Genomic DNA, 11,362 nt, shown 5'->3' with positions numbered 1-11,362 from the left:
TTGCCGGTTGCGTGCCGTCCGCTCACTTGTTCCCCCAGAGCCTTGAGGGGGCGTGGTCGAACGGGCAGCCACCGATCTCGAAGTGCTTGAGGTACTCGTCCCTGAAGTGCTTGACCGACGAGTGGATGGGGCTGGTCGCGCCGTCGCCCAGGGCGCAGAAGGAGCGTCCCAGGATGTTGTCCGCGATGTCGGTGATCGTGGACAGGTCCTCCTCGGTGCCCTGTCCCTTCTCCAACCGCTTGAGCACCTGCTTGAGCCAGTAGGTGCCCTCCCGGCAGGGGGTGCACTTACCGCAGGACTCGTGCGCGTAGAACTCGGTCCAACGCAGTACGGCCCGCACCACGCAGGTCGTCTCGTCGAAGATCTGCAGGGCCCGGGTGCCGAGCATGGACCCCTTGGCCCCGACCGACTCGAAGTCGAGCGGGACGTCCAGGTGCTCGTCGGTGAAGATCGGCGTGCTCGATCCGCCGGGGGTCCAGAACTTCAGCCGGTGCCCCGCCCGGATTCCGCCCGCCATGTCGAGCAGCTCGCGCAGTGTGATGCCCAGCGGCGCCTCGTACTGGCCGGGCCGGGTGACGTGGCCGCTCAGCGAGAAGATGCCGAAGCCCTGGGACTTCTCCGTGCCCATCCCCGCGAACCAGTCGGCCCCGTTCGCGATGATCGAGGGAACACTCGCGATCGACTCCACGTTGTTCACGACGGTTGGCGAGGCGTACAGGCCCGCCACGGCCGGGAAGGGGGGCTTGAGCCGAGGTTGGCCGCGATGTCCCTCAAGCGAGTCGAGCAGTGCCGTCTCCTCGCCGCAGATGTAGGCGCCCGCGCCGCTGTGGACCACCAGCTCCAGGTCGAACCCGGTGCCGAAGAGGTCCTTGCCGAGCAGGCCCTTGGCGTAGGCCTCGGCGACCGCCGCCTGCAGGCGGCGGATGACGTGCAGCACCTCGCCGCGCACGTAGATGAAGGCGTGGTTGGCACGGATGGCGTAGGAGGCGATGATGACGCCCTCGACCAGCGCGTGCGGGTTGGCCATCATCAGCGGGATGTCCTTGCAGGTTCCCGGCTCGGACTCGTCGGCGTTGACCACGAGATAGTGCGGCTTGCCGTCGCCCTGGGGGATGAACCCCCACTTCATGCCGGTGGGGAAGCCCGCACCGCCACGGCCGCGGAGACCGGAGTCCTTGACGGCCTGGATGACGGCGTCCGGGTCCATGCCCAGCGCCTTCCTGGCCGCCGCGTAGTCGCCGTAGCCGTCCAGGGTGAAGGAGTCCGGCCGGTCCCAGTTGGCCGTCAGGACCGGAGTGAGAGTCGTCATGATGGCTCAGGTGCCTTCCATCCGTTGGCCTTGGCGACCTTCAGGCCCTCCAGGGAGGCGCCCGCCGCGGAGGGGCCGTCGCCGGCCTGGCCGTCGGGCAGGCCCGCCAGCACGCGCGAGGCCTCCTTGAAGGTGCACAGCTTCTTCGGACCCCGGGTGGGCGAGACGTCCTTGCCCGCCTTGAGGTCCTCGACGAGCTGCTTGGCCGACTCGGGCGTCTGGTTGTCGAAGAACTCCCAGTTCACCATCATCACCGGGGCGAAGTCGCAGGCGGCGTTGCACTCAAGCCGCTCCAGCGAGATCTTCCCGTCCGGGGTCACCTCGTCGTGACCGACCCCGGCGTGCTCGGACAGCTCGTCCCAGATCTGGTCGCCGCCCATGACGGCGCACAGCGTGTTGATGCACACCCCGACGTGGTAGTCGCCCATCGGCTTGCGCTTGTACATCGTGTAGAAGGTGGAGACACCGACCACCTCGGCCTTGCTCAGGCCCAGCATCTCGGCGCAGAACTCGTGTCCGGCGTCGGAGACGTAGCCGTCCACCGACTGCACCAGGTGCAGCAGCGGGAGCAGGGCCGACCTCGGCCGGGGGTACCGGCCGATGATCTCCTTGGCGTCGCGCTCAAGGCGCTCACGGACCTCTGGTGCGTACCCTGTGCCCACGGTCGCGCCCCCCTCCTCGTTCCTCTCCTCGTTCATCGGTCGACCCCTCCCATGACCGGGTCGATCGAGGCCACGGCCGAGATGACGTCGGCGACCATGCCACCCTCGCAGGTCGGGGGCACCGCCTGCAGGTTCGTGAAGGACGGGTCGCGGAAGTGCACGCGGTAGGGCCTGGTGCCGCCGTCGCTGACCACGTGGGCGCCGAGCTCGCCGCGGGGCGACTCGACCGAGGCGAAGGCCTGCCCGGCCGGGACCCGGAAGCCCTCGGTGACCAGCTTGAAGTGGTGGATCAGCGCCTCCATCGAACCGCTCATGATGTGCGCGATGTGGTCGGGCGAGTTGCCCAGGCCGTCGGGGCCGAGCGCGAGCTGCGCGGGCCAGCCGATCTTCTTGTCGTCCACCATGACCCGGTCGCCCTTGAGCGGGCCGGAGAGCCGGTCGAGAGCCTGCTCAATGATCTTGAGCGACTCCTCCATCTCGGCCATCCTGACGAGATAGCGGCCGTAGACGTCGGCGGTCTTCTCGGTCGGGACGTTGAACTCGTAGGTCTCGTAACCGCAGTAGGGCTGCGACTTGCGCAGGTCCCACGGCAGGCCCGCGGCCCGCAGCATCGGCCCGGTGACACCCAGCGCCATGCAGCCGGTGAGGTCGAGGTAGGCGATGTCCTTGGTCCTGGCCAGGTAGACCGGGTTGGCGTCGAGCATCTTGCGCATGTCCTTGATGCGCTGCGGCATGATCTTGAGCAGCTCACCGACCTTGTCGACCGCGCCTGCGGGCAGGTCGACCGAGACGCCGCCGGGCCGTACGTAGGCCATGTTCATCCGCAGGCCGGTGATGTACTCCATCACGTCGAGCACCATCTCGCGCTCGCGGGACCCGAAGAGGAACGGCGTGGTCGCGCCGAGCTCCATGCCGAAGGTGCCGATGGCCACCATGTGCGAGGAGATGCGGGTCAGCTCCATCATCATCACGCGGATGGCCTGCGCCCGCTCAGGGACGCGGTCGGTGATGCCGAGCAGCTTCTCGACGCCCAGGCAGTAGGCCGTCTCGTTGAAGATCGGCGCGAGGTAGTCCATGCGGGTCACGAACGTGGTCCCCTGGGTCCACGTCCGGAACTCCATGTTCTTCTCGATGCCCGTGTGCAGGTAGCCGATGACCGTGCGGGCCTCGGTGACCGTCTCGCCGTCCAGGTTCAGCACCAGACGCAGCACGCCGTGCGTCGAGGGGTGCTGCGGACCCATGTTGACGACGAGCTGCTCGTCCTGCTGTCCGGTGAGGGTCTCGACCAGTTCCGTCCAGTCGTTGCCCGAGACGGTGTAGACCTTGCCCTCGGTGGCGTCCGTGATCTCTTCGAACGGAGCACTCACGAGTACGACCTCCTCTGGTCGGGCGCGGGGATTTCGGCGCCGCGGTACTCGACCGGGATACCGCCGAGCGGGTAGTCCTTGCGCTGGGGGTGCCCGTCCCAGTCGTCCGGCATCATGATGCGGGTCAGCGCCGGGTGGCCGTCGAAGACGATCCCGAAGAAGTCCCAGGTCTCCCGCTCGTGCCAGTCGTGCGTCGGGTAGACAGAGACCGTGGAGGGAATGTGCGGGTCGGCGTCGGGGCACGCGATCTCAAGGCGCAGGCGCCTGTTGTGGGTGATCGAGCACAGGTGGATCACCGCGTGCAGTTCCTCCCCCTCAAGGTGGGGGTAGTGCACGCCGGAGACGCCGAGCGACAGCTCGAAACGCAGCGCGGGGTCGTCGCGCAGGGTCCTGGCGACCTCGACCAGACGCTCACGCCTGACGTGGAAGGTCAGCTCGCCGCGGTCGACGACGACACGCTCGACCGCGTCGGCCAGCTCGGGGCCCAGGGCGCGCTCAAGCTCGTCGGCGACGGTGTCGAAGTAGCCGCCGTAGGGGCGGGGGGTCGACAGCTCGGGCTTGCGCCGTACGACCAGGCGGCCGTAGCCGGAGGTGTCACCGGTCCCCTTGGCACCGAACATGCCCGTGCGGGCGATCGGCTCCTCCGGGACCCCGGGGAGGTTGTCACTGCTCATGTCGGTCCCTCACCGCTCCTCGTCCGTCGCGCGGGGCCGGTCGTCGCGGCACCTCATTTGGCGGTCCCCTGATCGATCAGGGGCAGCGCCCGCAGCGCCTGCAGTTCGAGCTCGTCGATCTGCTTGGCACGGTGCGCGCCGAACTTCATGTTCTGGATCTTGTCGTGCAGCTTCACGATCGCGTCGATGAGCATCTCGGGCCGCGGCGGGCAGCCGGGCAGGTAGATGTCGACGGGGACGACGTGGTCCACGCCCTGCACGATGGCGTAGTTGTTGAACATGCCGCCGCTGGAGGCGCACACGCCCATCGCGATGACCCACTTGGGCTCGGCCATCTGGTCGTAGATCTGGCGCAGCACCGGCGCCATCTTCTGCGAGAGCCTGCCCGCGACGATCATCAGGTCGGCCTGGCGCGGAGACGCCGAGGCGCGCTCCATGCCGAAGCGCGCCAGGTCGTGCTTGGGACCACCGGTCGACATCAGCTCGATGGCGCAGCAGGCCAGACCGAAGGTCGCCGGCCAGACGGAGTTCTTCCGCGCCCAGCCCGCGACCTGTTCGACCGTGCTGAGCATGAACCCGCTCGGAAGTTTCTCTTCAAGACCCATGTCTAGTCCCAGTCCAAACCCTTGCGGCGCCACACGTAGGTGTAGGCCACGAGCACGGTGACGATGAACAGCACCATCTCGACCAGTCCGAAAACCCCGAGCTGGTCGAACGCGACCGCCCACGGGTAGAGGAAGATGATCTCGATGTCGAACACGATGAACAGCATCGCGGTGATCATGTACTTCAGCGGGAAGCGACCGCCACCGACCGGCTGGGGCGTCGGCTCGATCCCGCATTCGTAGGCGTCAAGTTTCGCGCGGTTCCAGCGCCTGGGACCGGTGAAGGGCGCGATCGTCACCGAGAAGATCGCGAATCCCGCCGCGAGAACGGCGAGCACCAGGATGGGTGCGTACAACTCCATCGCTACGCCTCCTCTCCCATCTCCACGCGCGCCGGCGCGCAGCTCATCAGGTCGTTTCCTTGTTCAGGCCGTTGTGCAAGTCTAGGCAGGGCGATCATCGCTCTTGCCTTCCACGTTCCGTACGTTTGCTGAGGTCATGCCGACGGCGCGACCTTCGACAGAGCGTTGATGATGCGGTCTGACGCATCGCCTCGTCGGTCGGTGAGGTTACCAAGGAGTTTGAGCGCGAAGCGCATCAGTCCGGGATGTGGCAGCGCGTGCCTGGCGGCGAAGTCCATCACCCCGCGGTGCCCGATGAGCTCGACGAAACCCCTGCCCAGGGTGAAGTAGCCACCGTAGGCGTCCTTCAGCGTCTGCGGGTAGGCCCGCAGCACACGCTCACGCTGCGCCGGAGTCGTACGGCCGAGCGCCTGAACGATGGTCTCGGCGGCCACCTGACCGCTCTCCATCGCGTAGGCGATACCCTCGCCGTTGAACGGGTTGATCATCCCGCCCGCGTCCCCGACCAGCACCAGACCCCTGGTGTAGTGCGGCTGACGGTTGAACGCCATCGGCAGCGCCGCCCCCCTGATGGGGGAGGTCATGTTCTCCTGGCTGAAGCCCCACTCCTCGGGCATGCCCTTGACCCAGCGCTTGAGCAGGTCGCGGTAGTCCATGCCCTTGAAGGACTCGGTGGTGTTCAGCAGTCCGAGACCGACGTTGGAGGTGCCGTCGCCGACGCCGAAGACCCAGCCGTAGCCGGGCAGCAGCGTCTCGCCGTCCCACAGCTCAAGCCAGATCTCAAGGTAGTCGTCGTCGTGACGGGGGCTGGTGAAATAGGTCCGCACGGCCACGCCCATCGGGCGGTCCTCGCGCTTGTGCAACCCCATCGCCAGCGAGATGCGGGTGGAGTTGCCGTCGGCGGCGACCACGAGGCGGGACCGGTAGGTGACCTCCTCGCCGTCCTTCTTGGCGACCACGCCCACGATGTGGCCGCTGCGGTCGTCGAGGATCGGGCCGGTGACGTTGACGCCCTGCAGCAGGCGGACCCCTCCGCGCACCGCGTTGGAGGCGAGGATCTCGTCGAAGTCCTGGCGGGTGCGGACAAGCCCGAAGTCCGGATAGCTGGCCAGTTCGGGCCAGTCGAGCTCGAAACGTCTGCCGCCGCCGACCACGCGCAGGCCCTTGTTCCTGACCCAACCGGGGGCGTCGATGTCAATGCCCATCGCGATGAGCTGCTTGACCGCTCTGGGCGTCAGCCCGTCACCGCAGACCTTCTCGCGGGGGAAAGTGGTTTTCTCAAGCAACAGGACGTCAAGCCCGGCCTGTGCGAGATGGAAAGCGGTTGTCGAACCGGCGGGCCCGGCGCCGACGACGATGACGTCGGCGTCAGCCTCAGCGACATTCCGCTGTACGGCGGCTGGCACGGTCACGGGACCTGTCCTGTCCTACACGCTTTGAGGGCCTCGGGGTGGGGCCTTTCGTTCCTTTGTGAAGACCTTCACAAACTTGTCGCGCCGAAGTCTAACCCCTTTGCGGCGAGAAGTGTCAGGCGGGTACTGCTATCGCCTGTCAATGTTCACGCGGGCTTATATGCCCGATGAAGGGCCACGATGCCCAGAGCGAGATTCCGCCAGGCGACCCGCTTCCAGCCCGCCTCCTGAATGATCTTCGCCAGCCCCGCCTGGTCCGGCCACTCCCTGATCGACTCGGCCAGATACTCGTAGGAGTCGTCGTTCGAACCGAACACCTTGGCGGCCTTCGGCATGAACCGCATGAGGTACTGCGTGTAGATCAGGTCGAAAGAACGCAGCGTGGGGTGGGAGAACTCCAGGATCACCAGGCGTCCGCCCGGCTTGGCCACCCGCAGCATCTCGCGCAGCGCCTGCCCGGTGTCCTGCACGTTGCGCAACGCCGTCGAGATCGTCACCGCGTCGAACACGTCGTCGGCGAACGGCAGTCGCAACGCGTCACCCGCGATGAAACTGACCCCCCGCACCCCGCCACCGGAGATGCCGGAACCGCCGCGCCGCCGTACCCCGGTGCTCAGCATGCCCAGCGAGAAGTCGGAGGCGACGGCCCGCGCCCCGAGGGAGGTGAAGGTGTCGGTCGAGGTGCCGGTGCCCGCGCCCAGGTCCAGGACCAGCTCCCCGGGGCCCGCGTCGACCGCCGCCGCGGTCGCCTTGCGCCACAGCCTGACCTGGCCAAGGGAGATAACGTCATTGACCAGGTCGTACCGCCGGGCCGTGCGATCGAACATCGCGGCGACCTCATGCGGCTGCTTGTCCAGCGAAGCGCGCGTCATGGGGCCCAGCCTATTAGCGCCGTCTGCGTCTCTTTGCTCCGCCTGCGGCGTCGCGGGGCTGTGTCTCTTTGCTCCGCCTGCGGCGTCGCGGGCTTGGGCGCTTCGGGTCGGCGTCTTCCCTCGTCACTCATCCGCTGCGCTCCTTCGCTCCTCAGTCCAGACACCGACGCGCCCAAGCCGGTCCTCTTGCACCGCCTTCGGCAGTGCGGGCTTGGGCACGCCGAAACCCCTCACACTTGGCGCCGGTAAAGCACAAGATCAAAAACCTCACGCACGGCGCCGAGAAGCACGGAGGCGAGTCCTCGTTCCCGGTGTCGGGGGCGGTCGTGGCCGGGGGCGTTCGGCATCCACGGAAAGTGACGGCTTGATCACTGTGGGTCTGCTAGGAATTACCGAATGTTTACCAGGAGCGTTTCGGCGCTGGTCGCAGCAATGGTTCTTCTGCCGCCCTGGGCGGCCTCGCCCGCGGCGGCGGGCACAATACGGCACACGCGGGTCGTCTCCGCCAACCCGGTGAACAACACCCCCCATGTGCTCGACGGGATCGTCAACGCCATCGCGCTCGTCGGCAGGACGGTGGTGGTCGGCGGCTCCTTCAGCCAGGTGAGGAACGCCGGGAGCAGGACCACGGTGGAGCGCTCCAACATCTTCGCCTACGACCTGGTCACCGGGCGTGTTCTGGCGGGCTTCGCGCCGATCCTGGACGGGCAGGTCAGGGCGCTGGTCGACGGCCCCGGCGGCACGGTCTACGCCGGGGGCGAGTTCACCGAGACCACGGCCACCCAGACCGAAGGCCTGTCGGCGGTCGGGCCCGCCGCCTCGGGGGCGGACACCAACGGCCTGGTCAGGCTGCGACTGTCCGACGGCGCCCCGATGACGGACTTCGGCGCCCAGACCTACGGGGGCGGGGTCACCGCCCTGGCCAGGTCCGGTTCCCGGCTCTACGTCGGCGGTGACTTCATCGGGATCAGCGGGACCGGCCGTACGGCACTGGCCAGGCTCGACGCCGTGAGCGGGGTGGTCGACGCGGGCTTCGCCGTACGGCTTGGCGATCCGAGGGGGCGCCGGGTCAAGATCGCCTCGATGGCGTTGAGCGGGGACCGGCTGGTGGTCGCGGGCGACTTCACCACCATGAACGGCCTTTCCCGGCCGCAGCTCGGACTCGTCGACGTCGCCGCCCGTCCCGCGAAGGTCGCCGACTGGCGGACCTCGACCTACGCGGCCAGGTGCAAGGCCGTCTTCCCCTCCTACGTCCGGGGGGTGGACTTCGCCCCGGACGGGAGCTACTTCGCGATCGTCACGACCGGCGGCCCCCAGGGGCCGGACAAGCCGTGTGACAGCACGGCGCGTTTCGAGACGCGCCCCCGGGGCTCACTGGAGAACGTGCGGCCGACCTGGATGAACCTCACCGGGGGCGACTCGCTCTACGCGGTCGCCGCGACGGGCGCGGCCGTGTACGTCGGCGGGCACCAGCGGTGGCTGAACAACCCGCTCGGCCACGACTCCGCGGGCCCTGGAGCGGTCCCGAGGCCGGGAATCTCGGCGATCGATCCGCGCACCGGCAAGGCCCTGTCGTGGAATCCCACCAGGGAGCGCGGAATCGGCGTCAAGGCATTCCTCGCCCATCACGGAGGGTTACTGGTTGGTAGTGACACAACGCGGCTTGGTCACGAGTACCATGCCCGAGTCGGCATGTTCCCGTTGCCGTGATCACTCCTGATTCTTAGTGAATCGCTGACTCACCGCGTCGCGCTGCTTCGACAGCAGGACGTAGCTGGCCACCCCACTGACCAGGAATGCGGCGACCAGCAGGATGAAGGGCTGGCGAAGGCCGAGGAGATAGAGCACACCGATGCTCACGGCCAGGAGTCCCAGCCGGGAGACGGTGTAAACGAAGACGGGATGCACAGCGTTGAGGTTACGTCACCCCACACCCGGCCTGCTCAGGGGTAGGTGTGGGGTGCCGAAGTGGGTGCTTCGCACTGCGCGTGAGCGCTGCTAGTGTGCACAACAGATCAGTTTCGTAAAGAAACACCCACGAGACTCTCAAAGAGGCTCTATCATATAACAATCGGGCAGTCAGTCGATAACAACCCGTGATCTTTGTAGAAAAGCACGGATAAATCAGACTTCGCTCGGCACACTGGTTACCTGTCCGCCCGCTGGCAGGAAGCGGGATGCGAGGGGGAGAGATTGTGGAGAGTAGCAGCGAGCGTCTGCTGACGCCCGGAGAGGTTGCCGCCCTCTTCCGGGTCGACCCAAAGACGGTTACACGCTGGGCCGCGGCAGGCCGCATCAGCAGCATCCGTACCCCCGGAGGGCATCGGCGGTTCCGCGAGTCGGAAGTGCACGCCCTTCTGCGCGGGGAAGACGTCTTGACGGCCGAAAGGCCGGCAGGCGACGCACCGCGTGTCTGACGACTTATGACGTCACACCATCGGTGGTCCTACGGGGCCCCCACCCGGAAAGCCGCAGGGTCACCGATGGAGTCGTACGGCTCGCACCCCCCGAGCCGCAACCCCGCCCCCACCCGGGGCGTCCCCAGGGACCTCAGCCGTCCTGTTCGGCCTTGAAGGCCAGGAACTCACGTTCCAGATCGTCGTTCTCCTCAAGCCAGCGCCGTCTGCGCTCGGCGAGTTCCTCCTCGGTGAACGCCTCCGCCAGCCACCGGTCGTAGTCCGGATCTCCCGGTAGCAGTTCCACGTACGCGTTGCCGATCAGACGCCCGTCATCACTGGACAGAGTCTGCGGCACGCGCAGCGTTCCGTCAGCGAGCCGGATGACGTACATCCCAGATCACCTAGATTCCGTAACGCCGGTTGAAGAACAACATGACATCGAGCGCCAGCCTCGTGTTACCGCCGAGCATGTCCACCAGGGCCGGACGCTGCCGCGAAACGATCGCGGCGAAGGCGTCAGCGAAAAACTCCTTACGCCCCAGATCGCCCGACTGAAGGTGGAACCCGGAGGCCAGCATAGGGACGCATCTCTCATAAAGGGCCGCGAACTCGGGAGAGTCGGATACCCAGTCTCCGTGGGGAGCGTCCACGTCGTCCAGGGCGTGCCCGACCTCGTGCATCATCACGTCCGGAGTCGGCGAGGGCCGGTCCCCCACGACGATCTTGCGGTCGCCGTACGCTCCCGCGCAGATGTCCCAGGTCGCCCGGCCCGAGGGCAGCGGCGCGCCCCGCAGATAGCCCATGTCGTCCAGGTCGGGCACCCCGCCCGCGCCGACGTAGATGCCGTCGAGCCCCTCGGCGAGTTTCCTCTTGAGGATGTCGGGCAGCCTGGCCAGGCTCTCGACCGCCCGTACGGCGTCCGCGGACGGCGGCCCCTGGTCGGCGTCCCACTGGCGGTGCAGGATGCGTTCGAGCCGCCCGCAGTGCCGTAGGCCGTCGCCCATCCCGGGGGCGTCCGGAGGGTTCGGCATGGCCCTCGGCCGCTCGTCGTCGAGCTCGAAGTCCCGCCAGGTGTACTGCGGGCGGTCGACCACCGGCGCCGTGACGGCGCCCATCCGCCACTCCGGCGCGAGCGGCGCGTCACGGACCGCTCTCCCTGCGACACTCTCCGTGCGCTGCGGCAGGCTCCGCTGCCACCAGCGCCGCCGATGACGGCCCTTGTCCGCCGAATTCGCCATCACACGCCCCAGGAGGAAGTGGCAACAGGCTCCACCGTACGGCGTGGGCCCCCGTCAGTCACCCGGATCGGGGCCACGACCGCACCCTGCCGCCGAATGGCTTACAGTTCGGGCATGCCCCTGCTTGTCGGTCTGGCGATACTCGCCTTCTGGCTCTACTGCCTGTTCGACGCGATCACCACGCCGGACGAGGACGCCAGAAACCTGCCCAAGCTCCTATGGGTGATCATCGTGCTGCTGCTGCCCGTCGCGGGCGGCGTGTTCTGGCTCCTGCTCGGCAGGCCGAGCGTCTCCGGGGCCAGGGGAACGCTCCCCCCCGACGACCACAGGCCCGTGCGTCGCGAGGCCCCCAGGGGCCCCGACGACGACCCCGAGTTCCTCAGGGACCTGGAGCGGCGGCTGCGTGACGAGGAGTGAACAGCACATGCGAAAGCCCGCCAGGAGGTACGGCACGGCCGCCCT

Annotated in this window: 14 protein-coding genes; 3 read left to right on the top strand and 11 right to left on the bottom strand. The window is 67.7% G+C overall.

Translation table 11 applies throughout. The features are described 5' to 3' along the window. Positions 1-22: 22 nt before the first annotated feature. The 8 genes from nuoF to ABZ470_RS18995 form a co-directional block, all read right to left on the bottom strand. On the bottom strand, positions 23-1,309 hold the full coding sequence (gene nuoF / locus ABZ470_RS19030; protein WP_352010915.1) for an NADH-quinone oxidoreductase subunit NuoF: 1,287 nt from the start codon (positions 1,307-1,309) through the stop codon (positions 23-25). Further along, a complete protein-coding gene (nuoE, locus tag ABZ470_RS19025; protein WP_352010916.1) occupies positions 1,306-2,007 on the bottom strand; it encodes an NADH-quinone oxidoreductase subunit NuoE in 702 nt (233 codons plus the stop codon). The genes nuoF and nuoE overlap by 4 nt, the downstream gene beginning before the upstream one ends. Beyond that, a complete protein-coding gene (locus ABZ470_RS19020; protein WP_352011279.1) occupies positions 2,004-3,260 on the bottom strand; it encodes an NADH-quinone oxidoreductase subunit D in 1,257 nt (418 codons plus the stop codon). The genes nuoE and ABZ470_RS19020 overlap by 4 nt, the downstream gene beginning before the upstream one ends. A gap of 74 nt (positions 3,261-3,334) precedes the next feature. Next, positions 3,335-4,012, bottom strand: coding sequence for an NADH-quinone oxidoreductase subunit C (locus tag ABZ470_RS19015; RefSeq protein WP_352010917.1), 678 nt, complete (start codon positions 4,010-4,012; stop codon positions 3,335-3,337). A gap of 53 nt (positions 4,013-4,065) precedes the next feature. Further along, positions 4,066-4,617, bottom strand: a complete 552-nt coding sequence (locus tag ABZ470_RS19010) for an NADH-quinone oxidoreductase subunit B family protein (RefSeq protein ID WP_352010918.1) — start codon at positions 4,615-4,617, stop codon at positions 4,066-4,068. Positions 4,618-4,619: 2 nt separating this feature from the next. Then, complete coding sequence (locus ABZ470_RS19005; protein ID WP_352010919.1) at positions 4,620-4,979, bottom strand: NADH-quinone oxidoreductase subunit A; 360 nt, start codon at positions 4,977-4,979, stop codon at positions 4,620-4,622. 134 nt (positions 4,980-5,113) lie between these two features. Further along, a complete protein-coding gene (locus tag ABZ470_RS19000) occupies positions 5,114-6,391 on the bottom strand; it encodes a geranylgeranyl reductase family protein (protein WP_352010920.1) in 1,278 nt (425 codons plus the stop codon). A 146-nt stretch (positions 6,392-6,537) separates the two neighbouring features. Then, positions 6,538-7,263 carry a demethylmenaquinone methyltransferase gene (locus ABZ470_RS18995; RefSeq protein WP_352010921.1) on the bottom strand — a complete coding sequence of 242 codons (726 nt, stop codon included), beginning with the start codon at positions 7,261-7,263 and terminating at the stop codon, positions 6,538-6,540. Between the two features lie 432 nt (positions 7,264-7,695). Between ABZ470_RS18995 and ABZ470_RS18990 the strand changes: the two genes are divergently transcribed. Beyond that, on the top strand, positions 7,696-8,973 hold the full coding sequence (locus ABZ470_RS18990; protein ID WP_362912499.1) for a delta-60 repeat domain-containing protein: 1,278 nt from the start codon (positions 7,696-7,698) through the stop codon (positions 8,971-8,973). On the opposite strand, the gene ABZ470_RS18985 is transcribed toward ABZ470_RS18990, so the two are convergent. Further along, a complete protein-coding gene (locus tag ABZ470_RS18985) occupies positions 8,974-9,171 on the bottom strand; it encodes a DUF4229 domain-containing protein (protein ID WP_352010923.1) in 198 nt (65 codons plus the stop codon). It abuts the gene before it with no gap. A gap of 269 nt (positions 9,172-9,440) precedes the next feature. On the opposite strand from ABZ470_RS18985, the gene ABZ470_RS18980 reads away from it, so the two are divergent. Then, positions 9,441-9,680 carry a BldC family transcriptional regulator gene (locus ABZ470_RS18980; RefSeq protein WP_184711992.1) on the top strand — a complete coding sequence of 80 codons (240 nt, stop codon included), beginning with the start codon at positions 9,441-9,443 and terminating at the stop codon, positions 9,678-9,680. Positions 9,681-9,813: 133 nt separating this feature from the next. Here ABZ470_RS18980 and ABZ470_RS18975 read toward each other — a convergent pair whose 3' ends face one another. Next, positions 9,814-10,053, bottom strand: coding sequence for a hypothetical protein (locus tag ABZ470_RS18975; RefSeq protein ID WP_352010924.1), 240 nt, complete (start codon positions 10,051-10,053; stop codon positions 9,814-9,816). A 10-nt stretch (positions 10,054-10,063) separates the two neighbouring features. Then, entirely contained in the window at positions 10,064-10,900 is an 837-nt protein-coding gene (locus ABZ470_RS18970) for a hypothetical protein (RefSeq protein ID WP_352010925.1), read from the bottom strand. 114 nt (positions 10,901-11,014) lie between these two features. Here ABZ470_RS18970 and ABZ470_RS18965 point away from each other — a divergent pair, with 114 nt between their 5' ends. Beyond that, positions 11,015-11,317, top strand: a complete 303-nt coding sequence (locus tag ABZ470_RS18965; protein WP_352010926.1) for a PLDc N-terminal domain-containing protein — start codon at positions 11,015-11,017, stop codon at positions 11,315-11,317. The last annotated feature ends 45 nt before the right edge of the window (positions 11,318-11,362 follow it).

It is taken from the genome of Streptosporangium sp. NPDC020072 (genome assembly GCF_040631445.1).
Classification (GTDB): domain Bacteria; phylum Actinomycetota; class Actinomycetes; order Streptosporangiales; family Streptosporangiaceae; genus Streptosporangium.
Note: the sequence above shows the minus strand (reverse complement) of the source record. Positions and strands in the feature narration are given on the sequence as shown.